Annotated in this window: 16 protein-coding genes; 10 read left to right on the plus strand and 6 right to left on the minus strand. The window is 52.9% G+C overall.

The window, feature by feature from the left end:
- Positions 1-156: 156 nt before the first annotated feature.
- The gene (locus tag MKQ68_RS09970; protein ID WP_264283163.1) at positions 157-846 is read right to left on the minus strand and encodes a FadR/GntR family transcriptional regulator; all 690 of its coding nucleotides are present in this window, start codon (positions 844-846) and stop codon (positions 157-159) included.
- 85 nt (positions 847-931) lie between these two features.
- Between MKQ68_RS09970 and MKQ68_RS09975 the strand changes: the two genes are divergently transcribed.
- Positions 932-2095, plus strand: coding sequence for a multiheme c-type cytochrome (locus tag MKQ68_RS09975; RefSeq protein WP_264283164.1), 1164 nt, complete (start codon positions 932-934; stop codon positions 2093-2095).
- On the opposite strand, the gene MKQ68_RS09980 is transcribed toward MKQ68_RS09975, so the two are convergent.
- Positions 2092-2709: a zinc ribbon domain-containing protein gene (locus MKQ68_RS09980; RefSeq protein ID WP_264283165.1), complete on the minus strand. Its 618-nt coding sequence runs from the start codon at positions 2707-2709 to the stop codon at positions 2092-2094. The two genes, MKQ68_RS09975 and MKQ68_RS09980, sit on opposite strands and share 4 nt — an antisense overlap.
- A 133-nt stretch (positions 2710-2842) precedes the next feature.
- Here MKQ68_RS09980 and MKQ68_RS09985 point away from each other — a divergent pair, with 133 nt between their 5' ends.
- Positions 2843-3079: a YgaP family membrane protein gene (locus MKQ68_RS09985; protein WP_244839117.1), complete on the plus strand. Its 237-nt coding sequence runs from the start codon at positions 2843-2845 to the stop codon at positions 3077-3079.
- A gap of 141 nt (positions 3080-3220) precedes the next feature.
- Here the strand turns inward: MKQ68_RS09985 and MKQ68_RS09990 are convergent, their stop codons facing one another.
- Positions 3221-4063, minus strand: coding sequence for a VOC family protein (locus tag MKQ68_RS09990; protein ID WP_264283166.1), 843 nt, complete (start codon positions 4061-4063; stop codon positions 3221-3223).
- A 136-nt stretch (positions 4064-4199) separates the two neighbouring features.
- Here MKQ68_RS09990 and MKQ68_RS09995 point away from each other — a divergent pair, with 136 nt between their 5' ends.
- Positions 4200-5846 carry an FAD-binding dehydrogenase gene (locus MKQ68_RS09995; RefSeq protein ID WP_264283167.1) on the plus strand — a complete coding sequence of 549 codons (1647 nt, stop codon included), beginning with the start codon at positions 4200-4202 and terminating at the stop codon, positions 5844-5846.
- Positions 5847-6065: 219 nt separating this feature from the next.
- Here the strand turns inward: MKQ68_RS09995 and MKQ68_RS10000 are convergent, their stop codons facing one another.
- Positions 6066-6749 (minus strand): alpha/beta fold hydrolase, encoded by a 684-nt coding sequence (locus MKQ68_RS10000; RefSeq protein ID WP_264283168.1) that lies wholly within the window; start codon positions 6747-6749, stop codon positions 6066-6068.
- Positions 6750-6851: 102 nt separating this feature from the next.
- Here MKQ68_RS10000 and MKQ68_RS10005 point away from each other — a divergent pair, with 102 nt between their 5' ends.
- The 3 genes from MKQ68_RS10005 to MKQ68_RS10015 all read left to right on the plus strand — a co-directional run bounded on the left by MKQ68_RS10005 (position 6852) and on the right by MKQ68_RS10015 (position 12718).
- A complete protein-coding gene (locus MKQ68_RS10005) occupies positions 6852-7172 on the plus strand; it encodes a DUF6660 family protein (RefSeq protein ID WP_244839112.1) in 321 nt (106 codons plus the stop codon).
- Positions 7173-7263: 91 nt separating this feature from the next.
- Positions 7264-11556, plus strand: a complete 4293-nt coding sequence (locus MKQ68_RS10010; protein ID WP_264283169.1) for a CusA/CzcA family heavy metal efflux RND transporter — start codon at positions 7264-7266, stop codon at positions 11554-11556.
- A 1-nt stretch (position 11557) separates the two neighbouring features.
- Positions 11558-12718: an efflux RND transporter periplasmic adaptor subunit gene (locus tag MKQ68_RS10015; protein WP_264283170.1), complete on the plus strand. Its 1161-nt coding sequence runs from the start codon at positions 11558-11560 to the stop codon at positions 12716-12718.
- A 38-nt stretch (positions 12719-12756) separates the two neighbouring features.
- On the opposite strand, the gene nudK is transcribed toward MKQ68_RS10015, so the two are convergent.
- Together nudK and MKQ68_RS10025 are read right to left on the minus strand one after the other, a co-directional pair.
- On the minus strand, positions 12757-13332 hold the full coding sequence (gene nudK / locus MKQ68_RS10020) for a GDP-mannose pyrophosphatase NudK (RefSeq protein ID WP_264283171.1): 576 nt from the start codon (positions 13330-13332) through the stop codon (positions 12757-12759).
- A gap of 107 nt (positions 13333-13439) precedes the next feature.
- Positions 13440-14144, minus strand: a complete 705-nt coding sequence (locus MKQ68_RS10025) for a hypothetical protein (protein WP_244839108.1) — start codon at positions 14142-14144, stop codon at positions 13440-13442.
- A 244-nt stretch (positions 14145-14388) separates the two neighbouring features.
- On the opposite strand from MKQ68_RS10025, the gene MKQ68_RS10030 reads away from it, so the two are divergent.
- From MKQ68_RS10030 to MKQ68_RS10045, 4 genes are all read left to right on the plus strand, one after another.
- Positions 14389-15144 carry an alpha/beta fold hydrolase gene (locus tag MKQ68_RS10030; protein ID WP_244839107.1) on the plus strand — a complete coding sequence of 252 codons (756 nt, stop codon included), beginning with the start codon at positions 14389-14391 and terminating at the stop codon, positions 15142-15144.
- A 68-nt stretch (positions 15145-15212) separates the two neighbouring features.
- The gene (locus MKQ68_RS10035; protein WP_264283172.1) at positions 15213-16574 is read left to right on the plus strand and encodes a sensor histidine kinase; all 1362 of its coding nucleotides are present in this window, start codon (positions 15213-15215) and stop codon (positions 16572-16574) included.
- On the plus strand, positions 16571-17260 hold the full coding sequence (locus tag MKQ68_RS10040) for a response regulator transcription factor (RefSeq protein WP_244839105.1): 690 nt from the start codon (positions 16571-16573) through the stop codon (positions 17258-17260). The genes MKQ68_RS10035 and MKQ68_RS10040 overlap by 4 nt, the downstream gene beginning before the upstream one ends.
- Before the next feature lie 87 nt (positions 17261-17347).
- Positions 17348-19843 carry an outer membrane beta-barrel protein gene (locus MKQ68_RS10045; RefSeq protein ID WP_264283173.1) on the plus strand — a complete coding sequence of 832 codons (2496 nt, stop codon included), beginning with the start codon at positions 17348-17350 and terminating at the stop codon, positions 19841-19843.
- The last annotated feature ends 7 nt before the right edge of the window (positions 19844-19850 follow it).

Below are 19850 nucleotides of genomic sequence, written 5' to 3' on the forward strand. Positions count from 1 at the left end.
ATACAAAACATTCAAGGTTAAAAATTTATGAAGTGTTGGAAGTACGCGATAGGAGTCGCTCACCTCAAAGAGCCGGCCACGCCCCGCCCGCCATGACAAGTAGGGAGATACGTACAATTGATTGATAGCGGAAAAAAAGCTGGCTAAAAAGGGGGACTAACGTTTCTTATTTAGTAACCGGATGCGATCGAAATGCGGTTGTAAATGAGAGCGCATGCCCTCAGTGAAGGCTTCGGGGGTACCTTTACGGAGAATTTTCACCAATCCCTGGTGACTTACTTTACCGGCGACGTACTTCTTATTCTCCAGCTTCAGCACGTAGCCGAAGATCGGCAGCAGCATCGTCTGGAAACGTTTCAGGGTATTGTTACCTGTCATCTCGTACAACTTGCCATGAAACGCAATTTCGGTGCTGATGCGGAAACTGTTGCCCTTTACCTCGCGGGAGGCAATCTCCTCCAGCTCGTCCAGGTCCTCCGCTGTTTTGCGCAGGTACAACAGATCTGCAATGCCCATTTCCAATGCGAGCCGCAGTTCAAACAAGTCCTGCAACGTGGCTTCGTCCATGATTTCGGGCGTGAGTACCTTTTCAAACGTGCCGACGATATCGGGGTTGGAGATCACCATGCCCATCTTCTTTTTGCTTTCGATGATGCCCAGCATTTTGAAGCGGCTCAAGGCTTCACGTACTACGTTTCGGCTAACACCTAAGGCTGCGGCCAGTTCCAGTTCGGTGGGAAGGGGATCGCCCGGCTTGAAGGCTTCTTTGGCAAAGTACTCTCTCAGGCTTTGCTCTACCTGTTCGGCCATAGATTTGGATGAAATGGGCTTTATACTGGTGACCATTATTAAGTTTATTTTGTTCTACAATTAAACAAATATAGGATTTAAATAGATAGCTATTTTGTATATTTAATTACATTCCACCTGCATGAACAAACGACAGCTTGGTATTACGGCCGCCATTATCGCCTGTGCTTTCGCGCTTTCCCGTTGCATCAGCAAGCCCACCCCGCCTGCCGACCCCAGGGGCGAACAATACGCCGCCGCCAACACCTGCGCCAGTTGTCACCAGTCAGTTTACGACGCTTACACTCAAACTGCACATGCACATACATCTGCCTTAGCCACAGCCGGTACAGTGAAAGGTGACTTCAACGCGCCGGGCAATGTATTTCATTTCAGCAATGGTACGGAAGTAGTCCTGGAGAAAAAAGGCGAACGACTGGTACAGCGCACCAACGGCCAGGAGCAACCGTTCGACATTGTGATCGGGTCGGGCAGAAAAGCGCAGACTTCCTTGTATTGGCAAAACGGCCAATATTTTCAGCTTCCCATCTCGTGGTTCGTACCGGCCAACAGCTGGGCCAATAGTCCGGGCTTCCCGGCAGATCATCCGAAGTTCGACCGCGTCATTCCCAGCACTTGTTTTGGTTGCCATAGTTCGATGATCGGGATAGCAGAAGTGAAGCAGGAGAATTTACAATTGAAAGAAACGTTTGAGCATAACAAACTGTTAGCTGGAATTGATTGCCAACGTTGCCACGGCCCCGCGGCGGAACACGTAGATTACCACAATCAACATCCGCAGGAGAAGACGGCTCACGCAATGAAGCATCCCGGCAAACTAAGCCGGCAGCAGCAGCTGGACATGTGTGCCCTTTGCCACTCAGGATTGAAACCGATGCAACGCTCCGCCTTCGACTTCAAACCCGGCGATGCACTGTCCGAGTTCCTGATGCCCACGGCCCCCTTCCCTTCCAAACAGGTAGATGTACATGGCAACCAATATCAATTGCTGACGGCCAGTAAATGTTTTTCCGGCAGCCAGCAAATGACCTGCGGTTCTTGCCACGATCCGCATACGAGCGAGCGGAGTAATATGCAGGTATTTTCGCAGCGTTGTATGAGTTGCCATCAACCCGATAGCCCGCAGTTCTGTAAGCTACGCTCAAAGCCATCGGCCACCCTGCAACAGAATTGTATCGATTGCCATATGCCCGCGCAGCCTTCCACGGCCATTACTTTGCTAACGAACGGGCAGCAGAGTCCGACGGCGGATTCAATAAGGACGCATATGATTGCGGTGTATTAGTGGATGCGGCCAAAGCCTTCGTAATCGTCATAGTAACGCATCACTTCCTTTACTTCCCCGTCATTGTACATCTGTAACAAGTCCTGTTTTGACATCGTCCAGGCGTCATTGCCATCGAAGTAATCGTCTTTTGCAAACTTACTAACGTAGCGGTTGTACCTGAGTTCATTATGAAGAAAAGTAACGCTATCTCCGGCCGCCTTTTCCAGCCGCAGAAAATAGTAGTGCGACCCCATGGACTCGCTCTTTATCAGGTATACATCACCTTCCTGCGGCGCTGCCACGTAAAGCTTTGTGTTTTCCTTATCTTTCGAAATGCTGTAGCCGAGGGCAGCGATGCCGATGGCGAACACGAACAGCAGCGAATACAAATAAACGGGTGTTTTTGCCTGTCGCGCTTGTTCGGCGGTGACTTCATCCGTCCAATGATGACCGCAGACACATTGTGCTACGGCTGTTTTACGGCCCCAGGCCAGCATAGGCGCATAAAAGACGTGAAAGTACTTGCGATAGGTAGACACTTCGGCGCCGAAGCTTTTACAATTGGAACAGGCGGCGCCATTATAGTTCTCCCGCTTAATGCGCGCGGAGCGATTGCCGTAAATAATAAACATAGAGATAAGGATATGAGGACGAAAATACATATTTCCCGGATGATCTTACTTCCACAATCATCTTTTTGCCTGACAACCATCATTACCCACTCTTAATCAGCCCCCTATCTTCGTTCCATCAAACTTCCAATGTATGAAAAACAACCTCGGAATCATCGACCGCAGCATCCGCATCGTACTGGCACTTGCACTGATCGGCATTTACCTGACACATACACGTTTCCAGTTATCGGACCTTTTGTTATTACTGATCGGGCCTATGTTATTGCAAACGGGGTTGAAGGGGATTTGTCCGTTGTACGACATGGCGGGCTTCCGGACGACGCGTCCAGTGGCGCAGCATGCGGTGTCCCGAAGGCAGGAGGATTAACTTTTTACGCTTAAAACGGGCCTGGCATTACCTATGGCCATTTGCGATATTTTTCTTGCTATGATAGATGGGGTGGCCCGCAGGGGCCGCCTTTTTTATGTCGCGCCGCCACGGGTTAAGCCCACGGCGGCGCGGTGAAGTTTAAGCGTTTTCCAGCTCTGCGTAGATCAGTTTCTTCATCTTCAATACCTTGTCCATCACCCGGTGCGCACGGGCTGGATCTTTCATCCACTTGCCCAGATCTTTCGGGATGATTTGCCAGCTGATACCGTATTTATCGCGCAGCCAGCCGCACATTACTTCCTTGCCGCCGTTAGCGGTGAGCGTGTTCCAGTACTTATCGATCTCTGCCTGATCGGCACATTCCACCACTAACGAAACCGCCTCTACGAAGTTGAATTGATGATCGAAGGAGCTGTCCATCGCCATCATCGTATAATCATTGATCGTGAACTGCGCATGTTTCACGTTCGACGTATCATCCCCATCCCCTTCTGCATAGTTCATGATGCCACGAATACTTGAATCCGGGAAGAGGGACGTGAGTTCTTCGATCGCCTGTTTGGCTTTACCGGCGTTTGGGCCGGTGAACATCAGGCTGGGACAAAACTTCTGTGGCACATCGCTTTCGGGGCCTGTCATCAGTTGCCAGCTTACGCCGAATTTATCCTGCAGCCAGCCATACTTCTCGCTCCAGGGATATTTATCCAGCGCCATCAGCACCGTACCTCCTTCCGACAATTTACTCCAGTAACGGTCCGTTTCTTCGGGCGTTCGGCTGGTCACCATAAATGAGATGGCAGGACTGGGCAAGGATTGCGTGCCATCGTTCAGCAACATGATCTTTTGTCCGCTGAGTGCTATTTCGATCACCCAGGGAGATGTGTTGCCGACTTTACCGTCACCGAAGGCGTCGATATAAAAAGGTGCTGCTTCTTCTATTTTTCCTTTGAGGATGAGACATGGATAGATTGCGTTGTTCATACCGTACGTGTTTTGTTGATACAAACATACAACGTACCGAAATCTGAAACGGGGGGCGAATGTGACATTTTGAAGGGGCAAATGCACGCATCTGCCATTTTCTGTTTAAATTCAACAGACCACTAAACATTCCACGATGCCGCACCCCTCCACTACCCTCATTATTGGCGCCGGCCTCTCCGGGTTAACTGCTGCCTGTGAACTGGCAGCCGCAGGTAAACGTGTAACCGTCCTGGAGCAGGAAGGCGAACGAAACCTGGGCGGACAGGCGTTTTGGTCATTCGGCGGATTGTTTCTCGTCAACTCTCCTATGCAACGGCGGATGGGCATTAAGGACAGCCTGGAGCTGGCGATGCAGGATTGGATGGGTACTGCGGCTTTTGATCGGGAAGAAGACTATTGGCCACGTAAGTGGGCGGAGGCGTACGTGACATTTGCGGCCACCGAAAAATACGAATGGTTAAAAGCCCGCGGACTGCGCTACTTCCCCGTTGTGGGGTGGGCGGAACGCGGCGGGTATGGAGCCATTGGTCATGGCAACTCAGTGCCCCGGTTCCATGTAACCTGGGGTACGGGGCCGGGCGTAGTGGCGCCGTTTATACAACTGGCGCAGGAGGCGGTGACCAAGGGGCTGATCGACTTTCGGTTCAGGCATCGGGTGGATGAGCTGGAGATCATTAATGGTGCGGTAAAAGGTGTTAGAGGCAGTATACTGCGTGCTTCGGCTGCAGTACGTGGCGCGCACGAGCCGGCTACCGTTACCGGCGACTTTCATTTCGAAGCGAGCCAGGTGATCATCACCGCTGGCGGCATCGGCGGCAATCATGACCTGGTGAGGGCTAACTGGCCCTCCCGTCTCGGCAAAGCCCCCCAGCACCTGTTAAGCGGCGTACCCCAGCATGTAGACGGCCGGATGTTGGGCATCTCACAACAGGCGGGCGCCCGTATCATCAACCCGGACCGCATGTGGCATTACACCGAAGGTATCCGGAACTGGGCGCCCATCTGGCGGCAACACGGCATCCGCATACTGCCAGGCCCCTCTTCCATCTGGCTCGACGGCGGCGGCAAACGGCTGCCCGCACCCTTGTTTCCCGGCTTCGATACCCTGGGCACCCTCGACTACCTGATGCACAGTGGCTACGAGCATTCCTGGTTCATCCTCGACCAGCCCATTATTAAGAAAGAATTCGCCCTGTCCGGCTCAGAACAAAACCCGGATCTCACGAATAAACAATGGCGCCAGGTGCTTAAACGCGCCGTGGGCAAACGCGCTACCGAGCCCGTAGAGGCTTTTAAGGAAAAAGGCCCGGACTTCATCGTGGCGGGTGGCCTGTCCGAAATGGTGGACCGCATGAACGCCCTGAATAACGGTGTACCCCTCCACTACACCGACATCTTCGCCCAACTGCACGCCCGCGATGCCCAGTTGGACAACAAGTTCTGTAAAGACGCCCAGATCATGGCTATCCGTAACGCCCGCCAGTATCTTGGCGACCGCCTGATCCGCACCGCCCCTCCTCACAAGATATTGTCGCAAACGCCCCTCATCGCAGTAAAACTGCACATACTCACCCGCAAGAGCCTTGGTGGACTGGCCACCAACCTCGACAGCCAGGTGTTGAACGCTGACAACCAGCCCATTGGCGGCCTATTTGCCGCTGGCGAAGCGGCCGGCTTCGGCGGCGGAGGCATGCACGGCTACCGCGCACTCGAAGGCACCTTCCTCGGCGGCTGCCTGTTTTCAGGTCGCGTGGCAGGCCGGGCGGCGGTGAAAGGGTAGTAATTCATTGAGGATCCTTGCTGTCAACAGCCTGTAACAGCAGTAAACCAGCAACTTGACAGCAACCGACATCAAGGATCGTGGGAGGATGCAGGGACATTGGGCGACGCGAAGACCTCAAAACCGGCAGCTTAGCAGCTACTCCTGAGCCGGTTTAAGTACCCAACCGATGGTTCAGTGATGGTTGGGTGACGGTTCCGTGACGGTAGAGTGCCTTTATTAAACCCTCCCGATCATCCCACTCAGCAACTCCACCTCCACCTGCTCGATCGGATGCGGGGTACCGGGGAGCACGGCCATCTGTGCGGCGGGTAGCTGGCGGTATACGGCGGCGGTCTCGTCCAGGGTAACCATCTTATCCCGGTCGCCCAACATGATGAGGGACGGGGATTTGATGTCCTTATAATCATCCAGGGACAAAGGGTTGTGGCGACCCATTTCTTCGAGCATCAGGGCGGTGTTGTGGACTACCTCTTTCCAGTCGTTGGGGGCGTGCAGGGTTGCGAGGGCACTGGCAAAGGCCGGGACTTTGGTTTCGATGGTGCCGGGGTCGAGCATTTTAAGTTCGCGGGCGGCGGTGGGAGCATCCCAGTGGAACTTCGTACCCAGGGTGATGATGTTACCTGGCATGTTCGGGAAATGCCTTGCCAGGTACATGGCCACATATCCACCCATACTATAACCGAAGATAGAGGGCTGCTCCAGGTCGTTAGTGCGAATGTAGCCGGCCAGGGCGTCGGCGAAAAGGGCTATGGAGAAAGACTCGTCGGGCATACGGGTGCCGCCGTGGCCTGGCAGGTTGGGCACGTGCACCTCATAGTAGTCCGACAGTTCCTTCGCGAGTTTTTCAAATTGTGCGGCAGCGCCCAGCGCGCCGTGAAGTAAGATAAGGGGCGTTTTCATACCATGGAATTTTAGCGGAGCAAACATACTTAAAACCGTTATACAACATCGTTGCCTTTTTTGAGGAACGAGTTATAGTCAGATTTCTTTACATTTGACGCGATGAAATTGTTCCCGGTCTTGTTAGCGTTCTTCCTGCTGGTGCTCAGCATCCTTCCCTGCCGGGACGGGATAGATGCCTGCGCGGAAGAAGCGACGCCGACGGCTTTTCATCAACCGGAGCATCAGGAACACGAGCAGCATGCAGATGCCTGCTCCCCTTTCTGCGCCTGCGCCTGTTGCTCCATTCAATCGATGAAAGCACCATTCATAGTAGCCACAGCGGCTCCGTTGTATGCGATCATCGTGTATGCCTCCACGTTCGTTCCTGATGTGAGCGAAATGCCCCTCCCCATCTGGCAGCCGCCCCGGTTAACGGCTTAATCCTCCTTACATTTTTATTACTGATCGCGATTAACTAACCGCGCTAAACATCGTGCATGCTATTATGTGTGCCCGAGCGAAACCCATTACCATGTTAAATAAGATCATTCTCTTTTCTATCAAGAACAAGCTGGTGGTCGGTCTGCTCACCCTGGCGCTTATATCGTGGGGACTGTGGAGCGCCGCCCGTTTACCGGTAGACGCCGTGCCCGACATCACCAATAACCAGGTGCAGATCATTACGGTGGCGCCTACCCTGGCCGCTCAGGAAACGGAGCAACTCGTTACTGCGCCGATTGAACGTAGTCTGGCTAATTTGCCCGACCTGGTGGAGATGCGTTCCATCTCCCGCTTCGGTTTGTCTGTTGTGACCGTAGTGTTCGAAGACCAGACTGACATTTACTTCGCCCGTCAGCTGATCGGCGAACAGTTGAAAGAAGCCGTTGAACAAATTCCGCAAGGCATTGGTCAGCCCGAACTGGCGCCGCTGAGCACCGGTTTGGGAGAGATCTACCAATACGTACTGCATCCGAAAAAGGGCGCGGAGCAAAAGTATTCGGCCATGGACCTGCGCAGTATGCAGGATTGGATCGTAGCGCGACAACTATACGGGACAAAGGGTGTAGCCGAAGTCGTTAGTTTCGGTGGCATGCTGAAGCAGTATGAAGTAGCCGTTGATCCCGGGAAACTGAACGGCATGAACGTAACGATTGCCGAGCTGTTTACCGCACTGGAACGTAACAACGAAAATACCGGCGGGGCTTATATTGACAGGCAGCCCAACGCTTACTTCATCCGTGGCATAGGCCTGGTCAGCAACCTGGACGATATCCGGCATATCGTGATCAAGACAGTGAACGGCATTCCTGTATTGGTGCGCGATGTGGCCGAAGTACGTTTAGGCAGCGCTGTTAGATATGGCTCACTCACCTATAACGGCGAAAAAGAAGTTGCCGGGGGTATCGTGATGATGCGTAAAGGTGCGAACAGTGCTGCTGTCGTGGCTTTGGTGAAGGAACGTATGAAAACCATTCAGCGCTCATTGCCCGAAGACGTGGTAATAGAGCCTTTCCTCGATCGTACCGACCTGGTAGATCGTGCCATCCATACCGTGAAGACCAACCTCATAGAAGGCGCGCTGATCGTGATATTGGTACTGGTACTCTTTCTCGGCAATCTTCGTGCAGGCTTTATTGTTGCCTCCGCCATCCCGCTGGCCATGCTATTTGCTTTGGGCATGATGCATACCTTCGGGGTGAGTGCTAACCTGATGAGCCTTGGTGCGATTGACTTTGGGCTGATCGTGGACGGTGCTGTGATCATTGTAGAAGCGACCTTACATCATTTAGGCGTAAGGCAATCCGTGCATCGGCTCACGCAGGAAGAGATGGATATGGAAGTATTCCGATCTGCCTCGCATACCCGCAAGAGCGCTGCGTTTGGGGAGATCATTATCATGATCGTATACATCCCTATCCTCACGCTGACAGGGATTGAGGGCAAGATGTTCGCCCCTATGGCGCAGACCGTCGTGTTTGCGCTGATCGGCGCGCTGATCTTGTCCATGACTTACATCCCGATGATGAGCGCCCTGTTCCTCCCAAAACAAATGAATACCAAAACGACCTTATCCGACCGGCTGATGGCCGCCTGTCAATGTTGGTACGCGCCGTTACTGGAAAGGGCGATCCGTTTCCGGAAACAAGTGATCGCCTTCACCCTGCTGCTTTTCGGTGTCACCCTCTTTCTCTTTGCAAGGATGGGCGGCGAGTTTATTCCGCAGCTGGAAGAAGGCGATTATGCCTTTCACTGCATATTGCCGCAGGGCACCTCACTCTCGCAAAGCGTAGAAACCTCTATGCAGGCGAGCCGCATCATCCGCTCTTTCCCCGAAGTGAAGCTGGTGGTGGGAAAGACAGGCAGTGCAGAAATACCGACTGACCCCATGCCACCGGAGGCGACCGACCTTGTGATCGTACTGAAACCGAAAAGCGAATGGACGACCACGAAGGACTACCGCGAACTGGGTGAGATGATCGAAGAAAAGCTACAAAGTATACCGGGGGTGTTTTTCGAAGTCAACCAACCAATACAGATGCGCTTCAACGAGCTGATGACCGGCGTACGACAGGATGTAGCGATTAAAGTGTTTGGCGAAAACCTCGACACCCTGGCCGCATTGGCACCAAAAGTCGCATCACTGATCCGCAATATTGAAGGCGTGACGGCACCGGCCGTAGAACAAACCGCCGGTCTGCCGCAGATCACCATTCGTTACGACCGCGCACGTATTGCCGGTTATGGCATGAACATCACCGACATTAACCAGGCCGTGCGTACAGCTTTTGCCGGAGAAGCCGCAGGTGCTGTGTTTGAGAACGAACGCCGGTACGACTTAGTCGTGCGGCTGGACAGTGCGCACCGGGCATCTATCGAAGATGTGGGCAGCCTGTTTATCGCATTGCCCGAGGGCGGGCAAATACCACTTTCACAGGTAGCTACCGTATCCTTCGAGGAAGGGCCGGCACAGATCAGCCGCGAGGAAGGCAAACGGCGTGTAGTCGTCGGATTTAACGTTCGGGGTAGAGATGTGCAAAGCGTGGTAAACGACATACAGGAGCGGCTGACGAAGGCGCACGTATTGCCCACCGGATACTACTTTACGTATGGTGGCGCATTCCAGAACCTGGAGCGGGCGAACAGCCGGTTACAGGTAGCCGTTCCCGTTGCGTTGGCGCTGATACTGTTGTTACTATATTTCACTTTCCATTCAATGAAAGAAGCGTTGCTCATCTTCACCGCCATTCCTATGAGCGCGATTGGTGGCGTATTTGCCTTACTTCTGCGGGACATGCCTTTTAGTATATCGGCGGGTGTCGGCTTTATCGCGTTGTTCGGTGTATCCGTACTCAATGGCATTGTGCTGATCAGCACCTTCCGGCAGTTGGCGAACGAAGGCATGTCTGATCCCATTGAAAGAGTGAAGGCCGGGGCGCGTATTCGGTTACGTCCCGTACTGATGACGGCTACCGTGGCTTCGTTCGGGTTTATCCCGATGGCCTTATCGAATGGCGCCGGTGCGGAAGTGCAGAAACCTTTGGCCACGGTGGTGATAGGTGGACTGCTTTCCGCGACCTTCCTTACATTGATCGTGCTGCCACTGTTATACTTATTATTTCAACGCCCCTGGCGGCTCCGCAAGGGTGCGCTGGTAGCGGTGCTGGTGATATTTGCAATACCAACGCAGGCGCAACATCGCGCAGGCATCAATGAAGTGTTGGATGCCGCGAAGCAAAATATGCAAATAGATATTCAGCGGGATGCCGTGAGCAAGAGCCGGCAGCAGGTACGTACAGCAGGGCTGCTACCTAAGACAGGCGTGTTTGCGGAGAACGAAGACCTGCGACCGAGTGATCAGCAGGGCATTTTAAAGATCGGCTTATCGCAAAGCATTGCCTGGCCTGGTTTGTACAAAGCGCAAAAGACACTTTACAACAGGCAGCTGCGTTACGCCGAGGCGCAGCAGGCTGTGATCAGTGCAGAAGTAACACGACAGGTGCGCGCCGTATACTATGAACTATGGTACCTGCAGGACAAGCAGCGACTGTACCGGCAGTTAGACAGCATCTACCGAGAGTTGCGGGCCGCTGCGGTACTGAAAGTGAAGACAGGCGACAGTCCAGGCCTGGACAGTATAGCGGCCCATGTAAAAATGAAGGAACTGCAGGCGTTGGTGGAACAGGCGGCCAATGATATGCAAATACAGCAACGGGAACTGATGCAGCTGCTGAACACGACAGACAGCTGGCTGCCACCGGATACACAAATGACGAAACTCGCAGTGACGCAAACAGGCGCAGATAGCCTGCATCCCCTGGCGATGGCACAGCAACAGCAGGCAGCGATTGCCAATGCGGGCATCTCCGTTGCGAAGAACGAGAACAGGCCTGAGTTTTCCGGGCGCTTCTTTACGCAACGATTGTATGGCCTGAGTGATCCGTTCACCGGCTTCTCTGTTACTGCTGCCATCCCGCTATTCAGCGCAGGCGCATCCCGCCAGAAAGTAAGGGTCGCGGAGGCAGCGGCAAGTATACAGCAGAAGCAGTACACGTATGACCGGCAGCTGTTCGCCACCGCTAAGACGCAGGCGGAAAAAGAAGTGGAGAAGAACAGTGCGATGCTTCGCTTTTACGAGGAAACGGCTTTACAGCAGGCGGCGGAGATCATCAAAGCATCTGCCATGGCTTATCGCGCGGGCGAGATCGGCTTCCCCGCGCTATCGCAGTACCTGGCGCAGGCCACCGACATCCGTCAGCATTACCTGGAAAGCCTGCATGCGTACAATCAATCCGTTATTCATTACTACTACTTCATCAATCAATAATATGAAAAGGAACTTATTTATCAGCTGCCTCCTGTTGCTACTGGCCGCCTGCGCAGACCCTAAACAGGAAGCGCACGCACATGAAGAACACGAAGAACATGCGGAGCATGAAGAAACTAATACGGCCACACTCACGGCAGAACAGATCGCCAGTGTGGGCATTGAGACCGGATCGATAGAGCAGAAACAACTGACCGCCTCGGTGAAGGCCAACGGCATGTTACAGGTACCGAATCAGAATAAAGCCAGTATCAGTCCACTCTACAGCGGCATGATCAAATCGTTGCTGGTGCAGCCCGGCAGCCCTGTAAACAAAGGACAGCCCATCGCCACGATCGTGAACCCGGAGTTCATCCAGGCACAGGAAGATTACCTGGGAGTGAACGCCAGGGTAGCACTGGCGGAATTAGAGTATTCGCGCCAGAAAGAACTCAACGAAGGTAATGCCGGCGTGTTGAAGAACCTGCAGGCAGCAGATGCGGAACTGAGAGGTTTACGGGCACGTAAAACTTCACTGGAAGCACAACTGCAACTCATGGGACTGAATCCTGCAAAGGTGTCGCAGCAACACCTGGCGAGTGTACTCACGGTGACCAGCCCGATCAAAGGTGTGGTGAGCAGCGTGTTGATGAAGACGGGCAGCTATGTTTCTCCCGGCTCGAGCATTGCAGAAATAGTGGACAACAGCCAGCTGCACCTGGACTTGTACGTCTATGAAAAGGATCTATCAAGATTGCGCGAACAACAAACGATCCACTTCACGCTGACGAACAATCCCGGTAAAGAATATGATGCCACGATCTTCTCCCTGGGCTCCTCCTTTGAAGGCGAAAGCAAAGCAGTGTCTGTACACGCGCGGGTAGAAGGCGATAAAGCCGGACTGATAGATGGCATGAACATCACCGCTATCATCAGCCTGGAGAAAGCCACCGTGCCCGCTGTCCCCACTGCAGCCATCGTACGTCACCAGGGGCAGGACTTCATCTTCCTGGCCAAAGACGACCACTTCGAACGCATACCCGTAGCACGTGGTACTACCGACATCGGTTACACGGAAATTACCCTATTAAAGGAAGTACCGGCCGACGCAAAGATCGTTGTGAAAGGCGCCTTCTTCGTACTGGCAAAGATGACGAACGCCGGGGAAGCGCATGAGCATTGATAAAAAAGGCTGCCGGGTCAATCGGCAGCCTTTTCCTTTTAGGCGAAGATGTGTATCTGTAAGTATTGCAACAGCATGATCGTTTTGCCGTCCTTTATCTCGCCGGTCCTGATCATCTCTATGGCCTTATCAAAAGGAATTTCCAGGACTTCTATATTCTCCTGCTCTTCTTCGATTCCGCCACCGGTGCTTTGTTTGTGTGAGTCGTCATATTCGGCGATAAAAAAATACAATATCTCTGTTACAGAACCTGGCGACATATACGCTTCAAACACCTTTACCGGTGCAGTGATGTGATAACCTGTCTCCTCCTGCGTTTCACGCATAATGCAATCCTCTGGATTGTTCTGGTCCAGCAGCCCGGCGCAGGCTTCGATGAGCATACCCGTTTCGTTACCGTTGATGAAGGTTGGCAGGCGGAACTGGTTGACCAGCACCACCGTCCTCTTCGTTTTATTGTACAATAAGATCGTAGCGCCGTTGCCGCGATCGTAGGCCTCGCGGCTGTGTTTGTCCCAGGTACCGTTCCTGTTGCGGTATTCGTACGTTATCTTCTTCAATACATACCAGTTATCGGACAGTATTTCAGTTCCGATGATCTTAACACTTTGCATAACATTCGGTTGAGGAGCGAAGGTAGGGTTATTTGCGGCGGAACGGGGTACGACAGGCGGATTATTCACGGCCGGCAGGCTGTAACGCCCTGCCGGCTTGGGTTGTATCAACCCGGGTTGAATTGCATCTGCAGGTAGCGAACGATCGTTACTTTAGTAATGCCTCTTTCGGGATAGGCGGCCTGGTATTTAGCGGTAGCGTCCTGCGTAAACTTCATCAGGCGCGGCGTGCCGGCTACTGGCTCAAGTTTGTATACTACCTCCGTATTGTTAGGGTACTTCATGGTAAGCGTAAGATTACTAAAGGCGTAGGTACCTTCTGCATAGATGTTATCGCCGTGAATCTCCCTGAACTTCGGTTCATTGGTGGCATTGAACATAAAAAAGAGCCGTTTGCCGACAGGTTCCGCAAGTTGCGCCTGCATTTCTGCTTCCAGGCCGGTGTTAAAGCCAGTGTTAGTAGACTCTACATAGATTTCCGGCGCCTTTGCTTTATCCGATTCGTCGCGGTACCAGGTACCAGACAGAATGGTAGAATGCACATTGATCACGGCCGTTTGGCTGCCAGTGCCGGTTACCGTTACTTTCGTCTGTCCGACTACGTTGGTCGTGATCACGAGTCGGTTACCCTGTACCGTTACTTTGGCAATAGATTCGTCAGCAGAAGTAGCCGTATAGGCGCCCTGGCCTTTGAGAATTTCGACTTCGGCTGATTGTCCGGCATACACGCCAACATCGCGGGTACTGAGCCGGATCATGTTGTCTTCTTCCTTTTTACAGGCGGGTAACAGGCACGTGGAGGCGATAAGCAAGATTAGTCCGTTTAAAAATCGCATGGTAAAAGTGGGTTAAATGGTCCGGCCGCTAAAATAGCAGGCTGCGTCGAGCTTTGCAAGCCGAATCCGGCTATACTTTCCTTGTTTGTCGTAATCTCCCCTCCTTTTGGCGGGATCGACACCCGTTTCTATGGCGGGAAGCACTTAAGTTTGCTGAAAATCTAACACCATGCTACGCGCTTGTTGTATATTGATCTGCTTACTATTAACACAGCTTTCTATGAACGCACAAAAGGGGCAGTACGCCCAGGTGAACGGCTTAAATATGTATTACGAGATACACGGTGAAGGCTTTCCGCTCGTGCTGATCCACGGCGGCGGCTCTACGATCGGTTCCAACTTCGGTCACATTTTACCTTTGTTGTCGCGCCAACACCGCGTGATAGCTGTAGAAATGCAGGCGCATGGGCATACTGCCGACATCGACCGGGCTTACAGCTTTGAGCAGGATGCGGACGATGTGGCCGAACTGCTGCGACAACTTAAGATCACGAAGGCGAATGTTTTCGGCTTCAGTAATGGCGGTACGACTACATTACAGGTAGCGATCCGCCACCCGCAACTGGTCAACAAACTGGTTGTTGCTTCTGCCAACTATCGCCGCGACGGCATGCCTCCCGGCTTCTTTGAGCAGATGCCGAATGCTACCATCGAGCAACTGCCGAAGGAACTGGCCGACGCCTTCCGCGCCATCAACCCCGATCCGGCAGCATTGTCGGCGATGTTTAACCGGGACAAGGACCGTATGGTGAACTTTAAAGATATTCCTGATTCCGTTATTCAAAGGATCGTAGCTCCTACTCTGATCCTGAACGGCGACCAGGACGTGGTTTCGTCGGAACATGCAGTGGCATTATCGTGCCTGTTGCCAAATGCGCGGCTGGCGATATTGCCGGCGGGCCATGGCGACTATTTGGCGGAGGACAATGCATTGTCGTCGGTAGTCGTGTCCCTGGTCGGCCACTTCCTGCAATAAGCCTACTTTTTTGTTAATGAATGTTAAAATAATACCCGAAGGCCCGCCGCGGCACGTACATTTGCGCCATGAACCTCGTGGAAAAAAGGATCTGGTGGATGGTCGTGCCGACGGTATTGGCCGTGATGGTATTCCAGGGCATCTGGCTGCGATCGGCCTACCGCGACCAGCGGCAAACGTTGTCGGTACAGTTGCAGGACGCCTTACGGGCGGCCTATGACGAAGCGTTTGCGGCCAGGATGGACCGTAAGCCCGAATTACCGGCACCGCCCAAAGACACCGCGTGTAAAAACTGCGCTACCGTGACGACAGGGATCGTGATCAACTCTTCTTCCGAGGGCAGGAATACACTGACTTACGAGCGGCAATGGCCGACGGACACTTTCCATGCCGCCAGCAAGCTTCCTCCATTTCTTTCCGCCGTGCTTTCCTCCTCGCCGGAGTATCGTCCGGATACAGCGGCTTTACGTGGCGCATATACGAAGCAATTATCTAAACGAGACCTGCATTTACCATTTGTGTTGTTGTATGCTGAAGAGCTACTACCGGCCGACAGTGGTGGATTGCACGTGAGCATGCCGTTTTCTGTGATTGCGCCGGACAGTCACCTGTATGCCTACATTACCGGCGAGCGCGGCTACCTGTTGCAGCGGATGGCCGGGGCCTTTGCGGCTTCGCTGTTATTGCTGCTTATTGTAGCAGGCTGCATCTGGGTGTTGTGGCGCATCATCCTTCGCCAGAAGGCGCTGGAAGCCATGCGTGTCAACTTCATCAGCAACATCACCCATGAATTAAAAACACCGGTCGCGATACTTTCTACTATTAACGAGGCGCTGCTCACCTATAACGGCATCAGTGACCGGGAGAAAGCGGAGCGCTACCTGCGTTTGTCGAAAGACGAAATCAATAAACTGGAAGGGCAGATCGACCAGATACTCCAGCTATCGAAATTGGAGAATGGTTTACCTGCAGGTGCACGCGAACAGGTGTCGTTGCAGGAATTGCTGCATGCCGTACAGCAACGCTACAGCCATCTTCCGGGTGTAACGGTTACGACATCGATGGATGTTCATACGCCCGTTATCGTTAGTTCGCATGATGCCTTGCAAACAATACTCAACAATCTGGTAGACAATGCCGTGAAGTATACCGATAAAGCGGAGAAACTTGTGCGGCTGCATATTAAGGAGTTACCTGGCAAGTATGTATTCACCGTGAGTGATAATGGCATTGGTGTACAGGCAGCGCATCTCCCCTACCTGTTCGATAAGTTCTACCGCGTACCGCAGGGCGACATACATGAAGTGAAAGGATATGGATTAGGATTGAGTCATGCGAGGGAACTGGTACAGCAGTCGGGCGGAAACATACGCGTACAAAGCACACCGGGCGTTGGGAGCGAATTTGCATTTGAAATACCTGCATTATGAGTAAGACAAGGCTATTATTGGTAGAAGACGAACAGGTGTTGGCCACCGTGATCCGCGAAACGCTGGAACTGAACGGCTTTAACGTAGCGCTGGCGGGCAATGGCCGCGAAGGCTGGGAATTGTTTCGATCCTTTCAACCGGAGATATGCATCCTGGATGTGATGATGCCGAAGAAAGACGGCGTTAGTCTGCTCGAAGAGATCCGTATGACCAACGAAGCAGTGCCCGTCATTTTCCTTACTGCCAAAACAGGAACAGACGACGTGATCCGCGGCCTGAGCGCCGGGGCGGACGATTATGTGAAGAAACCCTTTAGCATGGAGGAGCTTTTATTGCGCATCAATGCCCTGTTGAAACGTAGCCGGAGCAGGGTGGCGGTGGCGACGGGCGGCGGCATCTACCAGATCGGCGCTTACCGTTTTGACGCCCACCGGCAGGAGCTGCGTTTCGAAGACCAGGTACAACGCCTGTCCGAACGCGAAGCGCACATCCTGAAAATACTCGCCGATCATCTGAACAGTGTTACTGCCCGTAAGGCCATGCTATTGAAGGTCTGGGGCGACGATGGATTCTTCAATGCACGAAACATGGACGTTTACATTACACGCATCCGGAAGTACCTGCAGCAGGACAGCTCGGTGCAGATCGTGAATGTACGTGGCGTTGGATATAAGCTGATCGCCTAAGTTTTAACGTTCATTAACACTGCATACAGGTTCGTTAACCGAGTTTGCGCAGGAGGCTCAATAGCTTTGCGGCATACAATTTATAGTATGCGCTTTCTGCTGATCACACTAGTACTTTTTACCTCTACCTTATATGCTCAACGCCGCTCGTCCGTAGTGGCCGATAGTATCCCGACCCGTGGCCTGGACCTGAAAGAAGTCGTTGTCACAGCAAAGGCACCACCCATCACCTATCGCGGCGACACTACCGAATACAACGCCGGCAGCTTTAAAGTGAAAGCCGGCGGCGTTGTGGAAGATCTGCTAAAGACCTTACCCGGCCTGCGGGTAGATCGTAACGGTATGATCAAGTCCCAGGGCAAACAGGTGCAGCGTGTATTAGTCGACGGCAAGCCCTTCTTCGGCGACGACGCCACGATTGCCACGAAGAACCTGCCGGCAGATATGATCGACAAGGTGCAACTCATCGACCAGAAAAGTGAACTGGCGCAGTTTACAGGCGTGGATGACGGACAAAACAACAAAGTGATCAACCTCATCACCAAGAAAAACCGGAAGAAAGGTGTATTCGGCAATGTCAATGCCGGCGCAGGATTGAACGAGTTGTACGAAGCGGGAGCGAACATCAACAGCTTCAGCGGCGAACGCCAGTTATCAGTATTGGCGAAAAGCAACAACATCAACAAATCGGGATTCAGCAATAATGAACTGATACAGATGGCAGCGCGGGATCCCAATGCATTGAACAACCTGTCTCCATTAATCATGAATGAACTGATGGGCGGCTTTGGCGATTGGGCGGATGGGGTAACGACGACGCACTATGGCGGCGTCAACTTCAACAATGACTGGGGCAGGCGGCTTTCGTGGCATAGCAGCTATTTCTATAACAGTGCAAATACCAGGAACGACTATGCCCGCGAGCGGCAACACTTTCTGGCCGATACTTCCTGGATTGACGAGCAGCGGGGCCATAGTTTACAACGCAACCACGAGCACCACATAGAAACGACGGCGGAGTTCAGGTTCAATGAGCGCACGTCTTTGAAGCTCTCGCCCAGGTTCAGTAAGGCCGTATCGGATGCCAGCGAACAGCGGGCGTTTAGCGCCACAACGTTTAACAAACAGCAACTACTGAATGAAGGCAGGCAGTCTACCCGCTCCCACAACGACACCCGCCGGTTTGATGCAGACCTGCTGTTCCGCCACAAGTTCCGTCGTAAAGGCCATAGCCTGATGGTGACACTAAGTCCGGAAGTGTATGAAAGTGATTACACTTACCTGAATCAATCGCAGGCCCGGTACCTGAACGTACGACAGGCAGACTCCACCAACCAGCTTACCCGATCTGCAGCCAATAACAGCAACATCGATGGCAAGGCCGTATACACCTTTCCTGTGAACCGGCGCATCCATCTGCAACTGAGTGAGCGGCTGCGATACAGCGCGGCAAACACGAACAGGCATGTCAGCAACTTCGATGTGCTAAAACAACAATACACCGATACGGATATACGCTACAGCGACCACTATACTTATCAAACACTGGAGCATCATCCCGATTTACTGCTATCGCTGAAAGACCGTAAGCTGTCGCTGTCGGCAGGACTGGCGTACAAGAAGCAAACTATAGGAGCGCTATCGTACAGCAAACAGTATGAGATAAACAAAGTATATGGTGCACTACTGCCGCACCTGTTCTTAAAATACCAGCATACGAAATGGCGCAAGACCGAGTTTGAGTTCCGGCGTGACAGTTATATGCCCGGCATCGGCCAGCTGCAGCCTTTGGAAGACAATTCATCCGCCATGATCACAAGGCGCGGCAATACTGCGCTGCGGCAAAGCGTCGAGCATCACACCTCCCTGTTCTTCGAAAACAACAGCAAGGACCAAAAACGCTCGCAACACCTGCGCCTGCGTTACAGCGCAAAGCCACAGGCCGTTACAGACCAGTCTATCCTGGATACACTGACGGGCAGGCAATTGATCTATCCCATTAACGTGAAAGGCAACTACGATGCGGCTTTGGAAAGTGGTGTTTCTTTTTCTACAGGAAAGAACGGCACTCACATCGACATCAACGCCGGAACCTCGTATGGACATAGCATTGGCTACGTTACCGGGCGAAGGTACTATTCAGATGAATGGTCAACACAAATAGCCACCAGTAGTGACGTCAACCTCGGCGAATATTTCAGTCTGCACGCAAAAGGCGAAGCTGCCTATCACGACCGCCGGTTTGGTACTGCGAAACAGCTGTCGTGGACGTTCTCGTATGAACTATCACCCGCGCTAAAGCTATCCAGGGGACTTTCAGTTGAAGCCTCTCTGCTAAGCCGCCTCAACACAGGTCTGAGCAATGGGTACAATACGAATGTGCGGCTGCTGCACGGGCGCCTGCATCAAACCATTGGAAAAGCTTTTTCCCTGGAGCTTTCCGGCCGTGACTTACTGAACCAGCACAAAAACATTCGCAGGACAGCCGGTAACGGTTATGTGGAAGACGTTCGGGGCAGCGTACCTGGCAGGTATTTTCTTTTGAGTGTGGCTTACAAACTCAGCGTATTTCCAACTAAATAATCATAAA

Origin of the sequence: Chitinophaga horti, assembly GCF_022867795.2 — a bacterium.
GTDB lineage: Bacteria > Bacteroidota > Bacteroidia > Chitinophagales > Chitinophagaceae > Chitinophaga > Chitinophaga horti.

Bases quoted from the DNA above. Each gene is read 5' to 3' on its own strand.
- MKQ68_RS09970 (WP_264283163.1), bottom strand. From the start codon at position 846: ATGGTCACCAGTATAAAGCCCATTTCATCCAAATCTATGGCCGAACAG.
- MKQ68_RS09975 (WP_264283164.1), top strand. From the start codon at position 932: ATGAACAAACGACAGCTTGGTATTACGGCCGCCATTATCGCCTGTGCT.
- MKQ68_RS09980 (WP_264283165.1), bottom strand. From the start codon at position 2,709: ATGTTTATTATTTACGGCAATCGCTCCGCGCGCATTAAGCGGGAGAAC.
- MKQ68_RS09985 (WP_244839117.1), top strand. From the start codon at position 2,843: ATGAAAAACAACCTCGGAATCATCGACCGCAGCATCCGCATCGTACTG.
- MKQ68_RS09990 (WP_264283166.1), bottom strand. From the start codon at position 4,063: ATGAACAACGCAATCTATCCATGTCTCATCCTCAAAGGAAAAATAGAA.
- MKQ68_RS09995 (WP_264283167.1), top strand. From the start codon at position 4,200: ATGCCGCACCCCTCCACTACCCTCATTATTGGCGCCGGCCTCTCCGGG.
- MKQ68_RS10000 (WP_264283168.1), bottom strand. From the start codon at position 6,749: ATGAAAACGCCCCTTATCTTACTTCACGGCGCGCTGGGCGCTGCCGCA.
- MKQ68_RS10005 (WP_244839112.1), top strand. From the start codon at position 6,852: ATGAAATTGTTCCCGGTCTTGTTAGCGTTCTTCCTGCTGGTGCTCAGC.
- MKQ68_RS10010 (WP_264283169.1), top strand. From the start codon at position 7,264: ATGTTAAATAAGATCATTCTCTTTTCTATCAAGAACAAGCTGGTGGTC.
- MKQ68_RS10015 (WP_264283170.1), top strand. From the start codon at position 11,558: ATGAAAAGGAACTTATTTATCAGCTGCCTCCTGTTGCTACTGGCCGCC.
- nudK (WP_264283171.1), bottom strand. From the start codon at position 13,332: ATGCAAAGTGTTAAGATCATCGGAACTGAAATACTGTCCGATAACTGG.
- MKQ68_RS10030 (WP_244839107.1), top strand. From the start codon at position 14,389: ATGAACGCACAAAAGGGGCAGTACGCCCAGGTGAACGGCTTAAATATG.
- MKQ68_RS10035 (WP_264283172.1), top strand. From the start codon at position 15,213: ATGAACCTCGTGGAAAAAAGGATCTGGTGGATGGTCGTGCCGACGGTA.
- MKQ68_RS10040 (WP_244839105.1), top strand. From the start codon at position 16,571: ATGAGTAAGACAAGGCTATTATTGGTAGAAGACGAACAGGTGTTGGCC.
- MKQ68_RS10045 (WP_264283173.1), top strand. From the start codon at position 17,348: ATGCGCTTTCTGCTGATCACACTAGTACTTTTTACCTCTACCTTATAT.